General features: G+C 67.5%; 19 protein-coding genes. 12 read left to right on the top strand and 7 right to left on the bottom strand.

The features are described from left to right. Positions 1-184 precede the first annotated feature (184 nt). The 3 genes from PDM28_RS10720 to PDM28_RS10710 all read left to right on the top strand — a co-directional run bounded on the left by PDM28_RS10720 (position 185) and on the right by PDM28_RS10710 (position 2,455). On the top strand, positions 185-1,144 hold the full coding sequence (locus tag PDM28_RS10720; protein WP_311181959.1) for an AraC family transcriptional regulator: 960 nt from the start codon (positions 185-187) through the stop codon (positions 1,142-1,144). 131 nt (positions 1,145-1,275) lie between these two features. Then, positions 1,276-1,944 carry a response regulator transcription factor gene (locus PDM28_RS10715; RefSeq protein ID WP_311181958.1) on the top strand — a complete coding sequence of 223 codons (669 nt, stop codon included), beginning with the start codon at positions 1,276-1,278 and terminating at the stop codon, positions 1,942-1,944. Between the two features lie 121 nt (positions 1,945-2,065). Then, positions 2,066-2,455 carry a response regulator gene (locus PDM28_RS10710; RefSeq protein WP_311181957.1) on the top strand — a complete coding sequence of 130 codons (390 nt, stop codon included), beginning with the start codon at positions 2,066-2,068 and terminating at the stop codon, positions 2,453-2,455. A gap of 18 nt (positions 2,456-2,473) precedes the next feature. Here PDM28_RS10710 and PDM28_RS10705 read toward each other — a convergent pair whose 3' ends face one another. Continuing rightward, the gene (locus tag PDM28_RS10705) at positions 2,474-3,640 is read right to left on the bottom strand and encodes a hypothetical protein (protein WP_311181956.1); all 1,167 of its coding nucleotides are present in this window, start codon (positions 3,638-3,640) and stop codon (positions 2,474-2,476) included. Positions 3,641-3,771: 131 nt separating this feature from the next. Here PDM28_RS10705 and PDM28_RS10700 point away from each other — a divergent pair, with 131 nt between their 5' ends. From PDM28_RS10700 to PDM28_RS10660, 9 genes are all read left to right on the top strand, one after another. Beyond that, positions 3,772-4,203: a hypothetical protein gene (locus PDM28_RS10700; protein WP_311181955.1), complete on the top strand. Its 432-nt coding sequence runs from the start codon at positions 3,772-3,774 to the stop codon at positions 4,201-4,203. Beyond that, positions 4,200-4,712, top strand: coding sequence for a YidH family protein (locus PDM28_RS10695; RefSeq protein WP_311181954.1), 513 nt, complete (start codon positions 4,200-4,202; stop codon positions 4,710-4,712). The genes PDM28_RS10700 and PDM28_RS10695 overlap by 4 nt, the downstream gene beginning before the upstream one ends. A 12-nt stretch (positions 4,713-4,724) precedes the next feature. Continuing rightward, positions 4,725-5,648 carry a formylglycine-generating enzyme family protein gene (locus PDM28_RS10690; protein WP_311181953.1) on the top strand — a complete coding sequence of 308 codons (924 nt, stop codon included), beginning with the start codon at positions 4,725-4,727 and terminating at the stop codon, positions 5,646-5,648. 4 nt (positions 5,649-5,652) lie between these two features. Then, the gene (locus tag PDM28_RS10685) at positions 5,653-6,636 is read left to right on the top strand and encodes a SphA family protein (RefSeq protein WP_311181952.1); all 984 of its coding nucleotides are present in this window, start codon (positions 5,653-5,655) and stop codon (positions 6,634-6,636) included. Between the two features lie 39 nt (positions 6,637-6,675). After that, positions 6,676-7,497, top strand: coding sequence for a DUF2092 domain-containing protein (locus PDM28_RS10680; RefSeq protein ID WP_311181951.1), 822 nt, complete (start codon positions 6,676-6,678; stop codon positions 7,495-7,497). 1 nt (position 7,498) lies between these two features. Continuing rightward, positions 7,499-8,023, top strand: a complete 525-nt coding sequence (locus PDM28_RS10675; protein ID WP_311181950.1) for a hypothetical protein — start codon at positions 7,499-7,501, stop codon at positions 8,021-8,023. Between the two features lie 135 nt (positions 8,024-8,158). Next, a complete protein-coding gene (locus PDM28_RS10670; RefSeq protein ID WP_102944864.1) occupies positions 8,159-8,707 on the top strand; it encodes a DUF4136 domain-containing protein in 549 nt (182 codons plus the stop codon). A gap of 95 nt (positions 8,708-8,802) precedes the next feature. After that, a complete protein-coding gene (locus tag PDM28_RS10665; RefSeq protein WP_311181949.1) occupies positions 8,803-9,960 on the top strand; it encodes a BamA/TamA family outer membrane protein in 1,158 nt (385 codons plus the stop codon). Continuing rightward, complete coding sequence (locus tag PDM28_RS10660; RefSeq protein ID WP_311181948.1) at positions 9,951-12,209, top strand: patatin-like phospholipase family protein; 2,259 nt, start codon at positions 9,951-9,953, stop codon at positions 12,207-12,209. Before PDM28_RS10665 ends, PDM28_RS10660 begins: the two co-directional genes overlap by 10 nt. 24 nt (positions 12,210-12,233) lie before the next feature. On the opposite strand, the gene PDM28_RS10655 is transcribed toward PDM28_RS10660, so the two are convergent. From PDM28_RS10655 to PDM28_RS10630, 6 genes are all read right to left on the bottom strand, one after another. Beyond that, on the bottom strand, positions 12,234-12,419 hold the full coding sequence (locus tag PDM28_RS10655) for a hypothetical protein (RefSeq protein WP_311181947.1): 186 nt from the start codon (positions 12,417-12,419) through the stop codon (positions 12,234-12,236). After that, on the bottom strand, positions 12,416-12,550 hold the full coding sequence (locus PDM28_RS10650) for a hypothetical protein (RefSeq protein ID WP_301182351.1): 135 nt from the start codon (positions 12,548-12,550) through the stop codon (positions 12,416-12,418). Before PDM28_RS10650 ends, PDM28_RS10655 begins: the two co-directional genes overlap by 4 nt. 475 nt (positions 12,551-13,025) lie before the next feature. Further along, a complete protein-coding gene (locus PDM28_RS10645; protein ID WP_311181946.1) occupies positions 13,026-13,826 on the bottom strand; it encodes a DUF2092 domain-containing protein in 801 nt (266 codons plus the stop codon). A 130-nt stretch (positions 13,827-13,956) separates the two neighbouring features. Next, on the bottom strand, positions 13,957-14,784 hold the full coding sequence (locus PDM28_RS10640) for a class I SAM-dependent methyltransferase (RefSeq protein WP_311181945.1): 828 nt from the start codon (positions 14,782-14,784) through the stop codon (positions 13,957-13,959). A 101-nt stretch (positions 14,785-14,885) separates the two neighbouring features. Beyond that, a complete protein-coding gene (locus tag PDM28_RS10635) occupies positions 14,886-16,199 on the bottom strand; it encodes an Nramp family divalent metal transporter (RefSeq protein ID WP_311181944.1) in 1,314 nt (437 codons plus the stop codon). Between the two features lie 74 nt (positions 16,200-16,273). Then, on the bottom strand, positions 16,274-17,224 hold the full coding sequence (locus tag PDM28_RS10630) for a LysR family transcriptional regulator (RefSeq protein WP_311181943.1): 951 nt from the start codon (positions 17,222-17,224) through the stop codon (positions 16,274-16,276). Positions 17,225-17,265: the final 41 nt, after the last annotated feature.

Here is a 17,265-nt window from a genome sequence, read left to right as displayed (position 1 = left end):
TCTGCACCTCGGGGAGATGGGCGGGATCGCGAGGCGATCCATGCGCCCTGCGTGGTACGACCCTCTGCTTGACCGCTTGCCGCCGTGTTGCTTCAGCCCCACAATCGGCCCGATGTAAACAGGTTGACGCGTTGCACGCTATCCACATTCCGACGTGACGGGGGAGCTGGCGATGGATGAACCGATGTCACCGTACAGCCGTTTCGTGGTTGACGGTTTCGATGCAGACGCCCTGCTCGGGGTGGTCCGCGATACGCGCTTCGAACAGCGCCTGCTGGCCTCCGGCCACTTCCGCGCCTGCGTGCAGCGGCTGGTGTTTCCGGAGTTCAGCCTGGACAGCGGCGCCTATACGCTGCCGATCTTCGCCAGCGGCAGTTTCAGCCAGGGCATGATCGCGCTGGCCCTGGCGGTGACCTGCGAAGCGCCGATGTGGGCCAACGGGCGCTGGATCGCGGCGGGCCAGGTGATGGTGTTTGCCGAGGACAGCGAGTTGAATGTCCGGCCCAGCCCGGGTGGCTGGCAATGGGCGGTGATGCTGATTCCACGCGAGGTGCTGCAGCGCGAGTCGGTGCGGCGGCTGGGTCGTGAGCTGCGGTTGCCGCGCACCGGCTGGCACAGTCGGGCGGCGGCGCCGAAGGACGCACGCAACCTGCGCGAAGGGGTGTTTTCGGTATTGCAGGAAGCGGCCGAGTGGCAGGGCGTGGTGATGCCGGAGCAGCTGGAGGTGCAGGCCAGTACATTGCTGGGCGTGTTCATCGATGCGGTCGGTGCGAGCGATGGCGGCCCGGAGCGGCGCGGCCTGGGCAGCGGCATCGAGCGCCGGCGGGACGCGATCGTCCGCCAGGCCGAGGCCTACCTGAAGTCGCAGCTGGAAAATGCGTACGACAGCCGTGCGCTGTCCAGCTATCTGGGCGTAGGCGAGCGCCAGCTGGAGCGCCTGTTCCGTGATGCCTACGGCCATGGTCCGTGCCATTGGCACCAGCTGGCGCGTTTGAACCTTGCCCGCAGTGCGTTGCGCCGTGCGCAGGGGCGCGTCGGGGTGACCGAGGTCGCGACCCGCTACGGGTTCGCCCACCTTGGCCGGTTTTCCGTCATGTACCGTGATGTATTCGGAGAAAGCCCGCGCGACACGCTGCGCAGCTGAATAGTTGCGGGCGTGAGTCACAGAATACGACGCCGTCACGAATCCATCACACCGCGACTGTAATTTTCAGGTCGTTGCGCGGCGGAAGCCGGAGAGCTTCTCCGCGCAGTACTTCAATCAGGGGACGATTGATGACCATGGGAGACGAGCACATGCAGGTTTCGTATTCGACGGCGGAGAGCCGGTATCGCAGGGTTGTCCTGGCAGACGACCACCGGGTGGTGGCGCAGGGCATCGAGCACCTTCTGGAAGACCGCTTCGATTCGATCGAGCTGGTGTGCTCCGGCGAGGAACTGGTGGAGGCGGTACGGCGCGATCCACCCGACGTGGTGGTGGCCGACATCAGCATGCCCGGCCTCACCGGCATCCAGGCATTGCGCAGGATGCGCGAGGAGGGCTTCGAGATGCCGGTGGTCTTCCTCACCATGCATGACGAATCCAGCGTCGCGGCCGAAGCGATCCGCGCCGGCGCACGCGGCTATGTCCTCAAGAGTGCCGCCGGCGAAGAGCTGGTGCGGGCCCTGGCCGGCGTGATGGGCGGGCACACCTACGTCACCCCGACGCTGGCCATGGACGCCATTACCAATGCCGGGCGCCAGCAGTACGTGCTGACCGACAAGCAACTGCGCATCCTGGAATACGTGGCGCGCGGGCTGCGCTCCAAACAGATCGCCTACGAACTGGGCGTTTCGGTCCGCACCATCGAATCGCACAAGTACGCGATCATGCAGGAGCTGGGCGTGCACGGCACCCTGGAACTGGTGCGCAAGGCCGAACACGAGGGGCTGATCCGGCACTGACCCGGCCTGCGGCCCGAGGGCCGGGCAAGTAGATTTACTTGCCCGCGTCCGGTTGTTTTTCCCTTGTTACCGTCTCGGCTGCGGCACACCATCAGGGTGTGCAATCACTTGCCGGGACCCCATGAACGCTGCCCGTGTGCTGCTGGCCGAGGACGGTTCCGCCATGGGGCGGCAACTGCGCGGGTTGCTGGCCGAACAGTTCGAGGTGATCGGCTTGGTCCAGGACGGGGCGTCGCTGGTCAAGGCGGCGCAGAGCATGCTGCCGGACGTGGTAGTGACCGATATTGCGATGCCTGAGATCGATGGGCTGGAAGCGGCGCGGCGCCTGCGCGTGCAGCGCCCGGTGCTGGGCGTGGTCTTCATCACCGTGCATGCCGAGCCGCAGATGGTCGATCGCGCGATGGCGCTGGGACCCTGCAGCTATGTACTCAAGTCCGATGCAGGCGATGACCTGGCACTGGCGGTGCAGGCCGCGTTGCGCGGTGAGCCGTTCGTGTCGCGTTCGCTGTAGGGAGCGCCAGGCGCGCCGTCAGACCAGGATGCCCATCAGCTTGGCCACCAGGTCGTCGAACGGGAACGCCATCAGCACCAGCGGCAGCAGCGGCACGGCTGCGGACATCGCCATCGACAGCAGGTTCCAGCGGGTGACTGGAATGACCGACATCGCCACGATGCTCTGGTAGACGCCGCCGAAGTCCGCAATCGCCGAGGCGTCGCCGGTGTCGACGAGCGATTCGCTGCCGGCGGTGGCCTCGCTGGCGGCCTGCCAGCGCTGTTCGAAGGTCGCCGCGGCGCGGTTGCCGAGCGCGTCGAAGCGATAGAGGGCGTGGCGGCGGGTGCGGACCAGGACCGGTACCAGCAGGAGCAGCGGCGACATCAGCACCACGCAGGCGCCGATCACGTAGCCGGCCAGCAGGTGGCGCAGGTCATGCAGGGTCACGCCCAGATACACCATCTGGTTCAGGCACGCACCGCACACCAGCAGTGCACCGGCCACGGCCAGCGCGCTGAAGCGCTCCTGTGCAAGGCCGAGGAAGGCAAGGCCGGCGCACTGGTCCGGGTGTTCGGCGTGCAGGCCCAGCCCCACCCGTGGCAGGCGCCACAACAGCAGCGTCCACAGCACGAACCGCCACAGCCACAGCAGCACCACCAGCCGGAACAGGGGCGTTCCCACCCAGCCGTACCAGTCCCCCGCGGTGGTCGCAACGCCGTGCTGCGAACGCCAGTCCGGCACGCCGTCGAGCAGGCTGACCACGCCGCTCTGGTAGAACGACGGTGCGAACGCGATCAGGATGCAGACCAGTTCCGGTACCCAGCTGTCCCGGTAGCGCCGCACCCGCGTCAGCAACGCGATCAGGCGCGGTTGGCGGCTGGGTCGCACCAGGCTGGCGTGGGTCAGTTGCCGGATCGCGCTGCGCAGCAGGTCGTCCGCGCGGGGCGCAGCCAGCACCAGCAACGGCAGGCCCAGCAGCAGCCGGGCGAGGGTGGCATAGTCCCCGAACAACGCCATGGCCCCGGGGCGCGGCCACAACATCCCCTCTGCCTGGGCGAGCAGCACCATCGGCAACAGCGCCAGGGCCGTCAACAGGCCTGCCAGCCACACCGAAAGCCGCCGGCTGCGATGCAGGGCGCCACTGGCATGCAGCACCCGGTGCACCAGGCCGCCCCGCATCAATGAGTAGGTGTCCTGGCTCATGCGCACCGAGCATACCCTTGCGGTTGCCAGGGGCAGGGGCAGTAAAAATACTGATGCGCATGCAGTACCTATCCCGATGTGCTGCACCGGCCCCGCCCCCAAGCTGGACCCCTGTACAACGGAAACCGGCCATGCTCCTGGTCATCGACTTCCTGACGCGGTTCTGGGCCGACCTGATGGGGCGCACCGACGGTCCGATGACCTTCCGGTTCTTCCTGCAGCCGACCATGGCGTTGATCACCGCGTTGATCGATGGGACGCGCGACGCGCGCGCCGGCAAGGCGCCCTACGCTGCGCGGATGATGCGCAGTTCGCCCCGCGAGCACCTGGTGCTGTGGCGCGAAGGCGTCACGGCCACGGCGCGGATCCTGCTGCTGGGGGTGGTGATGGATGCGATTTACCAGGTGCGTGTGTACGGCGGCTTTCCCCATCCGCTGGAGGCATTCGTACTGGCGGTGGCGCTCGGCTTCATTCCCTACCTGATCCTGCGGGGCCCGTTCACCCGACTGGCCGCGCGCTGGTACCGCCACCATCCAACCGCCCACAAGGATTCTGCCTCATGACCGAGAAAGACCCGACCCGCGCATTGTCAGAGCGGGCAGTGACGCTGGACGAGGCACAGACGACACTCGGCAGCGCCGATGCGGTCTCCCTCGAGCTGTCCTCGCGTCGCACCGGCATGTCGTTCCAGCGCACGCGGATGAGCGCCGACCGGACGCTCATGTCGATCATCCGCACCGCGCTGTCGCTGATCGGGTTCGGCTTCACCATCTTCCAGTTCTTCGGGCACATGCTCGAACTGCCGGGTGTCAGCCTGAAGCCGCATGCACCCCGCAACTTCGGCGTGGCGCTGGTGGCGCTGGGGATGGTGCTGCTCACGCTCGGGATCATCTACCACCTGCGCTACATGCGGGAGCTGCGCGCCGAGCGCACCCTGATGAAGCGCGAAGGACTGATCCACGGCGAAAGCCACTACCCGGTGTCGCTGACGCTGATCACCGCAGGGCTGTTGTGGGTGCTCGGGTTGCTGGCGATCGCCGGGATGACCTTCAACGTTGCGCCCTTCGGCTGAGGAGAAACAGGGATGAGTGTTGTGGCCGATACCATGATCGACATCGAAGGCGGGCTGTTCCTGATGGGGTCCAATGACCACTACCCGGAAGAGCGCCCGGCGCACAAGGTGCGGGTGGCACCGTTCCGGATCGATCGGTATCCGGTGACCAATCGCGAGTTCTCGCGCTTCGTGCGCGACACCGGCTATGTAACCTTCGCCGAACGCCCGGCCGACCCGCGCGACTACCCGGGCGCCGATCCCGCGCTGCTGGTGCCGTCGTCGGTGGTGTTCGTGCAGCCAGCTGGACCGGTGGACATGTCCAATACGCACAACTGGTGGCAGTACGTGGCCGGCGCCGACTGGCGCCACCCGCGCGGTCCGTTCACGCGGCTGGACGGGCTGGACGACCACCCGGTGGTGCATCTGACCTTCGCCGATGCCCAGGCCTATGCCGAGTGGATCGGCAAGTCGCTGCCGACAGAGGCGGAGTGGGAGTTTGCCGCACGCGGCGGGCACGAACCGAGCGAGTTCGCCTGGGGCGATGAACTGACCCCGCGCGGGCGGCACCAGGCCAACACCTGGCAGGGTCAGTTCCCGTGGCAGAGCCTGGACGAGGATGGGTTCCGGTGGACCTCGCCGGTGGGCAGCTTCCCGCCCAATGGCTACGGTCTCTACGACATGATCGGCAATGTGTGGGAATGGACCAGCGACTGGTACCAGCAGCACGACCAGATTCCCAGCAAGCCGTGCTGTGCGATCGAGAACCCGCGCGGGGGCGAGCGCCAGCGCAGCCACGACCCCAACGACCGCAGCGGCACGCCGCGACGTGTGATGAAGGGCGGCTCGCACCTGTGCGCGCCCAATTACTGCCGGCGATACCGGCCGGCCGCGCGCATGGCCCAGCCCATCGACACCTCGACCTGCCACGTCGGCTTCCGCTGCGTGGAACGGTGATGCCATGACCACGACACGTTCCTCCCACTATCGTCGCAGCTGCATCGCCAGTGCCGTACTGCTTGGCACGCTGGCAGTCGTCGCGGCGCTGCCCGCGCACGCCGTTGAAGGGGGGCTTGGACGGTCCATCACCGGCATGCAGATCACCTCGTACGTGGGGGTGATTCCGCCCGACCCGGGCATGCAGTGGTCGCTGAGCTACGTGCACTATGACGGGAAGATCGGTGGCAGCCGGCCGGCGCCGATTGCCGGCCAGGTCTCACTGGGGCTCGAGGCCGATGTCAGCCTGACCGCTGCGACGGGAATCTACGTTTGGCCGACCGGTCCGGCCAAATGGAACTTCGCCAGCATGCTGACCGTGCCGTACATCGATGCCAAGGTCACCGCTGGCCTGCAGGGGCCGCTGGGCAACCAGGTGCGGGTCCAGGACAGTGCGTCCAACCTGTTCGACGTGTATTTCGCGCCGGTGATCGCCGGGTACCACATCGACGAGGTGCAGCACCTGTCGCTCGGGTTGTATGTGTACGCCCCTACGGCGAAGTACACGCCAGGCAAGCTGGCCAATCCCGGACTCAACGTGTGGACGGTGTCGCCTGCGGTGGGTTACACCCACCTGTTCCAGAAGGGCACGCTGGAGTTCAGCGTGCTCGGCGGCATGGACTGGTACAGCCGCAACGACGACACGGATTACAAAAACGGGCTGGTGCTGCGTACCGACGCCCTGCTGGTCAAGCGCACCGCCAGCGGGTGGGGCGTTGGTGCGGCCGCCGGCTGGCTGCAGCAGGTGCAGGACGACGAAAGCGCACTGGCCGACCAGCTCGATGGGTTCAAGGGTCGTTCGTTCGGCGTGGGCCCGGTGTTGACCTACGGCAAGAAATGGTCGGGCGGAGAGCACGTCGATGTGTCGTTCCGCTATCTCAGTGAGTTCAGCGTGCGCAACCGCTTCGAGGGTGATCCCTGGAGCGTGTCGATCAGCGCCGGATTCTGATGTTCCGAAGTTCCATTGACCGTACCTGGAGACATGCTCATGGCTCGTCCTGCAAGGTCGCTTGGATCCACCGCCTGCCTGCTGCTCGCCGCGCTGGGCGTCGGCGCGGCGGCGTCGGCCGCTGCACCGCCCCCCGCCGCAGCGGCAACCGCCGCTGCTTCCAATGAACGGGACCCCGAGGCGCTGGCCGCGCTGGACCGGATGGGCGCTGCACTGCGCGCGCTCAAGCAGTTCCAGTTGACTTCCGAGGCGAGCACCGAGCTGGTGCTGGAAGACGGACAGAAAATCGAACTGGACGGCACCGTCACCTACAAGGTAAAGACGCCGAACCAGCTGTTCCTGGAGCTCAGCAGCGACCGCCAGCTGCGGCAGTTGACCTACGATGGCAAGACACTGACGGTGTACTCGCCGCGGACGAAGTACTACGCGCAGGTCGACGGGCTCAGCGCGACGCTGGGCGAACTGGTCGAGAATGCGGCCACCCGTTACGGCATCGAAATGCCCCTCGCCGACATGTTCCTGTGGGGCACCGACAAGGCCCCCAAGACCGCGATCCGCAGCGCGCTGTACATAGGGGGTGGCACCATCGACGGCGAAGCGGTGGACCAGTATGCGTTCCAGCAGGACGGCGCGGACTGGCAGCTCTGGGTGTCCAAGGAGACGGCACTACCGAAGAAGCTGGTGATCAATTCGCTGGACGACCCGGCGCAGCCGCAGTACCGGGCCCGGTTGCATTGGGATACGCGCTCGCCCGTAGCCTCCAGCGCGTTCCAGTTCACTCCGCCAACCGATGCTGCGCGGATCAAGCTGGTGCCGGTCGAGGTTGCCGTGGTGGTCCCCGATGCAGACCAGGAGAACTGACATGCGTACCTTGACCACGACCCGCGCTGCGCTGTTGGCCTGTGCATCCAGCCTGCTGGTTCTGCTGGCGGTGGGCATCGCCCCGGTCCACGCCCAGCATGGCCACCGCGGCGGCGGTGCGGCACGGGCCAGTGCCCACAGCAACGTCAACCGGCCCGTGCAGCGACCGCACGGTGGCGAGCACCGCGACATCAACCACAACGCGAACCGCAACATGAATCGTGACGTCAACCGCAACGTGAACCGGAACGTCAACCGCAACGTGAATGTCAACGTGGACCACCACGGTCACTATGACGACCACTGGGATCGCTATGACGACCATCCTTTTGCTACGGCGGCGGCGGTGACTGCAGGCGTGGCCGTCACCTCGGCGGTGATCGGCTCCATCGTCAATTCGGTGCCGCCCAGCTGCGTGACCACGGTGATCGACGGCATGGCCTACCAGCAGTGCGGCAACACCTGGTACGAGCCGCGCTACAGCGGCACCACCGTGCAGTACGTGGTGATCGAATCCCCGCGTTGAGCTCTTGTGGTCCCGTATCGCCCTTTTGGTACCAACCGGTATTTTTGCTGGCCGCACTGCGTAGTTATTCGGATGACCACGCGGCAGGCCCGGGTCTAGGCTGGTGGCCAGTCCACGAAATGGGAGTCGTGTGTGATGAAAGCCTTTGCGATTGCGGTCCTCGCCACGGCGCTGGTTGCCTGTACGACCACGCCCACCGTCCACACCGACTTCGACCCGAGTGCGAACTTCGCCTCGTTCAAGACCTACACCTGGGCCATGAAGCCGCAGGGCGGCTCGCCGCTGGTGACCCAGCGCATCGTGGACGGCATCGACGCGCGGCTGGCCGCGCGCGGCTGGACCCAATCGCCCAACGGCGACGTCGCCCTGGCCGCGCATATCGTGACCAGCCAGCGGCAGACGCTGGATACCTTCTATACGGGAAGCAACATGGGCGGCTGGGGCTGGCGCGGCGGCGGCTGGGGCGGCGGCATGGGCATGGGCTCGTCCACCACCACGGTACGCACCTACGACGTCGGCACGCTGGTGGTGGACATGTTCGACGCCAAGAGCAAGCAGGCGGTCTGGCGCGGCACCGCCAGCGCCACCGTGCCGTCTTCGCCTGACCGGGTGAACGCCACCGTGGAAGCCGGCCTGGACAGGCTGTTTGCCAGCTTCCCGCCGGGCAGTGCCCCTGCCAAGTGAGCGCGCACCCCCTTTGACGTTTCACCGCGCGGCGTCGTGCCGAGGCCCATCCCTCCCACCGGCACGATGCCGCGCACTTTTTGACGAGGTGCAGCGTGACGACACGTGCGAGCGCGGCCGTGCTGTGCCTGGTGTTGGGTTGGCTGGCCCCGGCGCACGCCGCTCCGGCGCACGGCCTGTCGGTGTTCCGTGACAGCGAAGACGGCCGCTTCGACATGTCACGTTGGCTGCTGGAGCACCGTGGGTTCCTGCCGGTGCCGATCATCATCACCGACCCCGCGGTGGGCAACGGCGGTGGCCTGGCGCTGGCGTTCTTCCATCGGCCCGCGGACACCGCCGCCACGCGGCCGGGCAGCGATGGCCGACAGCAGATGGTGGCGCCGGACATCTACGGCGGCGCGGCGATGCGCACCGAGAACGGCACCAAAGCCTACGGCATTGGCGCCTCGCTGCATTTCGACGAAGACCGCTGGCGTTACCGCGGCGGCGTGGCCAAGACCTCGATGAACCTGGGCTTCCATACCCCGGGCACGCGGCTTCCACCGCTGGAGATCGATTACAACCTGGACGGCCTGATGTCGTTCCAGCAGGGTTTCCGCCGGCTCGGCAACCAGGACCTGTTCCTTGGCCTGGCCTGGATCTACATGGACCTGGACGTGGGCTTCGATGTCGCCTCGGACCGTGTGAACTTCACCCCGCCCGAGCTGGCCTCGCGCAGCTCCGGGCTGGGCATGTCGCTGCAGTACGACAGCCGCGACAACACCTTCACCCCCAACAGTGGCTGGCTGGGCATGGCCGAAGGCAACTTCTACCTGCCCGGTATCGGCAGCGACGGCGCCTTCCAGAGCTACCGCGCGCATGCGTTCGGCTACTGGCCGCTGCTGGACAAGCGACTGGTACTAGGCGGGCGCGTGGACACGCGCTGGGCCAATGGCGAGATCCCGTTCTACCGGCTGCCGTACATCGACCTGCGCGGGATCGGGTCGGCGCGCTACCAGGACACCCGCGCGGCGGTGCTGGAGACCGAACTGCGCTGGAACATGACGACCCGCTGGGCGTTGATCGGTTTCGTGGGCGCCGGGCGCACCTGGGGTCGCCACAACAGTTTCGGCGACGCCGACAATGAAGTCTCCGAGGGCGCGGGGTTCCGTTACCTGATCGCCCGCCAGCTTGGCATGCATGTGGGCGTGGACTACGCATGGGGTCCCGAGGACTCGACGTTCTACATCCAGGTGGGGAGTGCATGGCGATGAAACGCTGCCTTGGCTGGTTGCTGCTGGCGCTGCCCGGATGGCCGGGCGTGGCATGGGCGGCAGAGGAAACCGAAGTGCTCAACGGCACCCAGTGCGGGCATCGCGAGCCGGGCGATACCCGGCCCCGGATCGGCGTGGCGCTGGGCGGCGGTGGCGCGCGCGGCATCGCGCACGTGCGCATCCTGCGCCAGCTGGAAGCGCTGCACATTCCAGTGGACTGCATTGCCGGCACCAGCGCCGGCGCGCTGGTCGGCGCGCTGTACGCCTCGGGCAAGACGCCCGAACAGATCGAGAAGGTGGTGCTGGACACCAACTGGATGGCGATGTTCAGCGATACGCTGCCGCGCCGCGAGCGCTCGCTGCAGCGCAAGGGCGATGATTACGAGCAGTTGGCCCCCATCGGCATTGGCCTGGGCGGGCAGGGCAAGCGCATCCAGCTGGCCGGCGGCATGGCGCAGGGCGAACGGTTGATCGCGCTGTTCGAAACGGCCACCGGCGGCAGCCGGGTCAGTGGCGACTTCGATGATCTTTCCATCCCGTTCCGCGCCATCGCCACCGACCTCAATACGGGCGAGGCGGTGATCCTGGACCACGGCAGCCTGCCGATGGCGATGCGCGCCAGCATGTCGCTGCCCGGCATCTTCCGGCCGATCACGATTGGCGACCGGGTCCTGCTCGACGGTGGCGTCTCCAACCAGGTCCCCATCGACGTGGTCCGCGCGATGGGCGCCGACCGGGTGATCGCGGTGGACGTTGGCACGCCGCTGACCGAGCTGGACCGCGACGCCAGCCTGGTCGATGTGATCGGCCAGCTGAGCGGCTTCCTCACCACGCGCAACGCGCAGCGGCAACTGGACACCCTGGGGCCGCAGGACCTGCTGATCTCCCCGCCGCTGACCGGCAAGGTCGCCACCGGCGATTTCGACAAGGCACCGCTGGCGCTGGAGATCGGCCAGCAGGCCGCCGACACCGCTGCACCGGCACTGCGCGCCTTTTCGCAGCCCGACGTCGCCTACCAGCGGTGGTACGCGACCCGCGAACAGCGGGCGGCCAGCGCCGCTCCGGCGCCCATCGCCTTCATCGAGGTGGAGAACCACACCCGCTACGCCGACGCACTGCTGTTGTCCTACCTGCCGGTGGAGATCGGCAAGCCGCTGGACAGCAAAGGCATGCAGGAGGGCGTGCTGCGTGCCTACGGCATGGATACGCTGGCCAGCATCGGCTATCAGGAGACCCGGCGCGACGGCCGGGTCGGCGTGGTCATCACTGCCTATGAGAAACCCAACGGCCCCGCCTACCTGGAGGCCGGGTTGCGGTTGAGCAACGACCTCGACGGCAACCACGAAAGCAACCTGCGCGCGGGCCTGCTGTTCGCGCCGTTGTCGCCGTACGGAGCCGAGGCGCGGGTGACGCTGCAGATCGGCAGCGAGCCGGCCATCACCGGCAGTTACTACCATCCGTTCGACGTCGGCAACCGCTATGCCTTCGAGGCCGACGGCGGTTACGAGACACGCAGCTTCAACGTGTTCGACGATTACGGAAACAAGACCTCGCGCTATCGGGTACAGCGCACCGGTGCCAGCGTGGACCTGGTGCGCAACGTGTCCAACGTGCTGTCCCTGCGCGTCGGCCTGGAGCGGTTTGCCGGCAACGCGCGCATGGACATCGGTTCTCCGCAGGTGCCGCGCACTTCGTTCGACGAAGGCGCGATCACCGCCAGCGCGACCTATGACAACATCGACAGCATCTATTTCCCGCGCAACGGGTTTCTGGTCAACCTGGGCACGTACCAGTCGCAGAAGGGGCTGGGTGCGGATGAGCGCTTCGGCCAGATCGACCTGGACGCGGTGGGCGCGTTCCCGATCGGCAGCAATGCCGTGCAGCTGGGGCTGCGGTACCACGTCACCGCTTCGGGCACCGCCCCGTTGCAGAACCTGTACCGCCTGGGCGGGCGCTGGCGCCTGGCCGGGTTCCAGCAGAACGAGCTGACCGGCCAGGACTACGCGCTGGCCTTTGCCGGCTACACCTACGAGCTCGGCAAGGTGCTGGGACGTTCGGCGCAGTTGGGGGGCACGGTGGAGTACGGCAATGCATGGCAGCGCCGTTCGGACATGTCGATCAGCGACGGCATCTGGAACGGCAGCCTGTTCCTGGGCTTCGACTCGTGGATCGGGCCGCTGATCTTCGGTGTCGGCATGCGCGAAGGCGGGCACCGCGTGGTGTTCATCGAGTTGGGGCAATCGTTGTAATGGGGAGCCGGCCAGCGGCCGGCACTACAGCACCTGCGACAGGATCACCCCCAACGCCCCGATCCAGCACACCAGCACGAACCACGCCAGCACGCCATTGGCGGTGAGCCCGCGCTTGCGCACCAGCCGGCTCACCACCAGTGCCCCGATCAGGGGCACCAGGAACAGGGCCAGGAACCACAGCCAGGGATGCTGGAACGCGTGGTTCATCGCGGCGGGTCCACCACCACGTACTGCACGGTGGTGCCGACGTACCGCGGCTGGTACCAGCCGTTGCTGCACTGCTGGTAGCCGATGCCATTGACGACAATGGTGCTGCAGTCCACCGGCAGCGTGTACACCACCGAGCCGATGGCGGCGGCGGTGAGCGCAACGCCGGCGGTGACTGCGGCGGCATCCCAGAAGGGGTGGTCCCAATAGGGCGGCGGAGGCGGCGGAGGGTAGGGATGCGGGCCGGGACCGGGACCTGGGCCCGGATGTGGACCCGGACCAGGGCCAGGACCAGGACCAGGACCGGGATGAGGTCCGGGACCAGGACCCGGGTGCGGTCCAGGGCCGGGACCGGGATGGGGACCGGGGCCAGGGCCAGGTCCAGGTCCAGGTCCAGGATGCGGCCCGGGATGCGGGGCGAATCCGCCGCCGCCGTGGAATGCACCGCCCCCGCCGCCGAAACCGCCGTGGCCGGCGATGGACGGATGGGCGAATCCGCGCATGCCGGGGCGGGCGTCGGCCGGTGCAGGGACCAGCAGTGACGCGCCACTGGCGCACAGCAGGGCGGTGACCAGTGCAGTGCGCAGGATCGTGGTCGTGGTCATGTCACTGGCCTCCCGTGACGGTGTCGTCGGACGCGACGGCAACCGGCACGAACACGATGCGGGTGGCACCGTCCGGTCGGAACACCAGGTCATTGGCGGCCACGCTGCGTTTCGTGTCCCAGTTCAACGTCGCCAGATAGCTGGGCAGCGCCGGATCGGAATGGCTGGTGATTAACAGCTGCAGTGGCAGCCGGGTGGTGTCGGAGATCCACACCTGCCAGTCCACCCCCGGTTGGCGGAACGCATAGTGGCGGGTGGGCTGTTCGTCGATGCGTTCTGTGCCGACGAACAGCGCCGAATCGATGCGCTCGGTCGGGAATCCCGGCGTGCCCCACAGGAACAGATCCGCCAGCGGGAACTCGATGCCCAGCTGGGTGGCCGAGTCGCTCAGCAGCGCCTGGCTGCTGCGATCCAGGTTCTCGACCTGCGCGTAGAACTTCTGCGCAGGCGAGGCAATCGTCAGCGTATGGCCGTCGTAGAACAGCTGGCGGTGCTGGTGGTCGCTGCGGATTTCGACGAAGAAACGGTCCGGGCCCAGCACCTTGTAGTCCACCGTACCGGCCAACGCCAGCTTCTGGCCATCATCGAGCACATACTCGGTGCGCGTGGTGGCCGCCAGGGTGAACTGCGGCAGCGCACGCAGCGCCTTGCCCATGCGCTCCAGCGCGGCAATCGCATCCGGGTCCCGGGTGGCTGCGCCCACGGTTTCGCTGGCGGTGGGTGGCGCGGCGACTGCCGTCGACCACGCCCACGGCGCAGCCAGCAACAGGGCCAACAACAGGCAGGAACGGGACCGGCGCATGGGGCTCTCCTGTGGGTGATGGCCCCTACCACCGGCCATGCCCCACTGTGCGCACCCGCTGCCGGGCCGACAACCGGAGTTACACCGAGCCGCCCTAGGTATTTTTACCGGTTACGGCGCGCGGCGCGGCCTACACCGCGCGGATCGACCAGCACGCGGCGTTGAACACCACGTTGTCGCCCTGCACGAACGGCGCGAACGCATCGACCACCGTCTGCAGGATCCGGGTGCGGTCGGCTGGCGCCAGATCGGCCGCGCGCAGCGCCTGGCCGACCGGGCCCAGCAATGAGACGTAGGTGGGCAGCTGGTCTGCCGGGATGCTGCATTCGACGTCCAATTGCGTGATCTGGATGTCCTTCCAACCGGCGTCCTTCAGAATCCCCCGCACTTTGTCCGCATCGGCAAACGCAAACTGGCCGGGCCCGCCTTCCGCACGCGCAGGCAGGGTCAGCAGCGGCGCGGCGACGCGCTCGGCAGTGGTCATGAACGGGTTGTCGGCCGGGCCGCGCCAGGCGATGGCATGCAGGCTGCCGCCGCTGCGCAGGGCGCGCCGCAGGTTGGCGAAGGCCTGCACGGGATCGTTGAAGAACATCACCCCGAAGCGCGAGACGATGCGGTCCAGGCTGGCGGGGGCGAAGGCGTGCTGTTCGGCATCGGCCACGGTGAAGTCGATGGATTGGCCTGCAGACCGTGCGCGTTCGCGCGCGACGTCAATCATCGGGGCGGAAATGTCGACGCCGCCGCAGCGTCCGTCCGGCCCGAGCCGGGAAGCGATGGCCAGGCACAGTGCCCCGGTGCCGCAGCCAACGTCCAGTACGTGTGCGGCGGGGTCGACGGGGTCGGCAAGAACCGAGACGAAACCGGCGAACATGCCATCGAGCAGCGACTGCGCCTGCACCCAGGCATCGCCGGCCGGGCCATTCCAGAGATCGTGTTGGGTGGGAGGGGTGGAGGGCATGGGGTGGATTCGTTGGATGGGTTATGGCGCATCCTGCCACCTCAACCGTGATTGAGGTCAAGAGCGGCCGGGCAGAGCCCGGCGCTACGGCGTTTCTTCGTTCAACCCCCAAAGAACCCTACCAACAATTTCACATTCAACAACACGATCACCGCACCGATCACCCACGCCAACCCCAGCAACCAGCGGGGCGCCACCAGCGCGCCCATCCGCGCCTTGTCGCCCACGAACATCACCAGCGGGATCACCGCGAACGGAAGCTGCATCGAGAGCACCACCTGGCTCAGCACCAGCAGCCGGGCCGTGCCCTGTTCGCCGTAAATGGCGGTCACGATCACCACCGGCACGATGGCGATGCCCCGGGTGATCAACCGTCGTGCCCACGGTGCGATTCGCAGGCGCAGGAAGCCTTCCATCACGATCTGCCCGGCCAGCGTGGCGGTCACCGTGGAATTGATCCCCGAGGCCAGCAACGCCACTGCAAACAGCGTGGAGGCAATGCCGACCCCCAGCATCGGCGCCAGCAGTTCGTAAGCTTGTTCGATCTCCTGCACATCGGTGCGGCCGTTGGCATGGAACACCGCCGCCGCCAGGATCAGGATCGCGGCATTGATGAACAACGCCAGCATCAGCGCCATGGTGCTGTCGGTCACCGCCCAGCGCAGCGCGCTGCGCCGCCCAGGGTCGGTGCGCGGGTAGGCGCGGGTCTGCACGATGGACGAATGCAGGTACAGGTTGTGCGGCATCACCGTGGCGCCGATGATGCCGATCGCCAGGTACAGCGCATGCGGGTTGGTCACCACTTCGGCGCGCGGGATGAACCCGCCCAGCACCGCGTGCAGCGGCGGTGCGGCCAGCGCGATCTGGATCGCGAAGCAGGCGAAGATCACCAGCAGCAGCGCGATCACGAACGCTTCCAGCGCACGGAAGCCGCGGTTCATCAGCCACAGCACCAATACCACGTCCACCGCGGTGATGATCGCGCCCATCAGCAGGGGCAGGCCGAACAGCAGCTTCAGTGCGATGGCGGTGCCGATCACCTCGGCCAGGTCGCAGGCGATGATCGCGAGCTCGCACAGCAACCACAGGCACAGGTTCACCGGCTTGGAAAAATGGTCGCGGCAGGATTGCGCCAGGTCGCGCCCGGTGGCGATGCCCAGCCGCGCCGACAGCCCCTGCAGCACGATCGCCATCAGGTTGGAGAGCAGGATCACCGAGAGCAGCAGGTAGCCGAACTGTGCGCCGCCGGCGATGTCGGTGGCCCAGTTGCCCGGGTCCATGTAGCCCACGGAGACCATGTAGCCCGGCCCGAGGAAGGCGAGCAGCCGGAACCACCAGTGGCCGCCGCTGGGTACGGCGACGCTGGCGTGCATTTCACCGAGGCTGGCGGTTGGGGTGGTGGGGTGCGCGCTCATGCCTCGAATATAGCAGAGGCTATGTTATGCAGTCTGTGCAAATTCTGTAGCGCCGGGCTCTGCCCGGCTGTGCGTCAGGCGCGGGATGGCAAAGGCAACGAACGCATCCCGTGGGTGTACGGCAGGCTGGCCTTCATGCTGTCGATGAAGGCGCGCAGGCGAGTGGGAATCTGCCGCGCGGCCGGGTACACCAGGTGCACCGGCAGCGGCGGCGCCTCCCAGCCGGGCACCAGCTGCAGCAGACGGCCCTCACGCAGGTCGTCGGCCACCAGCCACGCCGACACGACCGCCGCGCCCAGCCCAGACACCGCCGCGCGGCGCACCACGAACAGGTTGTCGGTGAGCAGGCGCGGTTGGATGTCCACCCGCAGGGCCGGGCCGTCGTCGGCCGGCAGCAGGCTGAAGCGCTCGCGGTAGAACGTGGTCAGCGCGATCCACGGCAGGCCCGGCAACAGGGCGGGGTCGTGCGGGTCTGCCGTGCCCAGCAGCGACGGGGCGGCAATCACGATGCGCGGCACTTCGGCCAGCGGCACCGCGACCAGTTGCGGCGCATCGACGCCGCCGACCCGGATCGCACAGTCGATGCCATCGGCGATGAAGTCCACCGGGCTGTCTTCCAGCATCCATTCCAGGGTCACCTGCGGGTGGCGCGCCATGAACTGCAGCATCGGCTCCAGCAACTGGGCCTGGCCGAACGCATGCGGCACCACCACGCGCAGGCGCCCGCGCGGCGCGTCGACCTCGCCGCGCAGGTCGGCCTGGATGGCGTCCCAGTCGTCCACCAGCGCGCGGGCATGGGCGTAGCAGCGCTCGCCATCCTCGGTGAGGGTCATCTGGTGGGTGGAGCGCTGGATCAGGTGCAGGCCGAACAGCCGTTCCAGGGTCTGCAGGCGTCGGCTGACGGTGGGCTGGGTGGTGCCCAGCTGCACGGCAGCGGCCGACAGGCTGCCGCTTTCGACGATGCGGACGAAGGTATGCAGCAGGTCGATCCGGTCCGCGCCGGCGGCAGGGGACGGTGTGGTCATACAACCTTCGTATGATGGATATGTACTCAAGCCTACTACAC

The organism is Stenotrophomonas aracearum, assembly GCF_031834615.1.
GTDB classification, from domain to species: Bacteria; Pseudomonadota; Gammaproteobacteria; order Xanthomonadales; family Xanthomonadaceae; genus Stenotrophomonas; species Stenotrophomonas aracearum.
Note: the sequence above shows the minus strand (reverse complement) of the source record. Positions and strands in the feature narration are given on the sequence as shown.

Bases quoted from the DNA above. Each gene is read 5' to 3' on its own strand.
- PDM28_RS10640 (WP_311181945.1), bottom strand. From the start codon at position 14,784: ATGCCCTCCACCCCTCCCACCCAACACGATCTCTGGAATGGCCCGGCC.
- PDM28_RS10710 (WP_311181957.1), top strand. From the start codon at position 2,066: ATGAACGCTGCCCGTGTGCTGCTGGCCGAGGACGGTTCCGCCATGGGG.
- PDM28_RS10675 (WP_311181950.1), top strand. From the start codon at position 7,499: ATGCGTACCTTGACCACGACCCGCGCTGCGCTGTTGGCCTGTGCATCC.
- PDM28_RS10645 (WP_311181946.1), bottom strand. From the start codon at position 13,826: ATGCGCCGGTCCCGTTCCTGCCTGTTGTTGGCCCTGTTGCTGGCTGCG.
- PDM28_RS10700 (WP_311181955.1), top strand. From the start codon at position 3,772: ATGCTCCTGGTCATCGACTTCCTGACGCGGTTCTGGGCCGACCTGATG.
- PDM28_RS10660 (WP_311181948.1), top strand. From the start codon at position 9,951: ATGGCGATGAAACGCTGCCTTGGCTGGTTGCTGCTGGCGCTGCCCGGA.
- PDM28_RS10630 (WP_311181943.1), bottom strand. From the start codon at position 17,224: ATGACCACACCGTCCCCTGCCGCCGGCGCGGACCGGATCGACCTGCTG.
- PDM28_RS10670 (WP_102944864.1), top strand. From the start codon at position 8,159: ATGAAAGCCTTTGCGATTGCGGTCCTCGCCACGGCGCTGGTTGCCTGT.
- PDM28_RS10685 (WP_311181952.1), top strand. From the start codon at position 5,653: ATGACCACGACACGTTCCTCCCACTATCGTCGCAGCTGCATCGCCAGT.
- PDM28_RS10635 (WP_311181944.1), bottom strand. From the start codon at position 16,199: ATGAGCGCGCACCCCACCACCCCAACCGCCAGCCTCGGTGAAATGCAC.
- PDM28_RS10690 (WP_311181953.1), top strand. From the start codon at position 4,725: ATGAGTGTTGTGGCCGATACCATGATCGACATCGAAGGCGGGCTGTTC.
- PDM28_RS10720 (WP_311181959.1), top strand. From the start codon at position 185: ATGTCACCGTACAGCCGTTTCGTGGTTGACGGTTTCGATGCAGACGCC.
- PDM28_RS10705 (WP_311181956.1), bottom strand. From the start codon at position 3,640: ATGAGCCAGGACACCTACTCATTGATGCGGGGCGGCCTGGTGCACCGG.
- PDM28_RS10715 (WP_311181958.1), top strand. From the start codon at position 1,276: ATGACCATGGGAGACGAGCACATGCAGGTTTCGTATTCGACGGCGGAG.
- PDM28_RS10695 (WP_311181954.1), top strand. From the start codon at position 4,200: ATGACCGAGAAAGACCCGACCCGCGCATTGTCAGAGCGGGCAGTGACG.
- PDM28_RS10680 (WP_311181951.1), top strand. From the start codon at position 6,676: ATGGCTCGTCCTGCAAGGTCGCTTGGATCCACCGCCTGCCTGCTGCTC.
- PDM28_RS10655 (WP_311181947.1), bottom strand. From the start codon at position 12,419: ATGAACCACGCGTTCCAGCATCCCTGGCTGTGGTTCCTGGCCCTGTTC.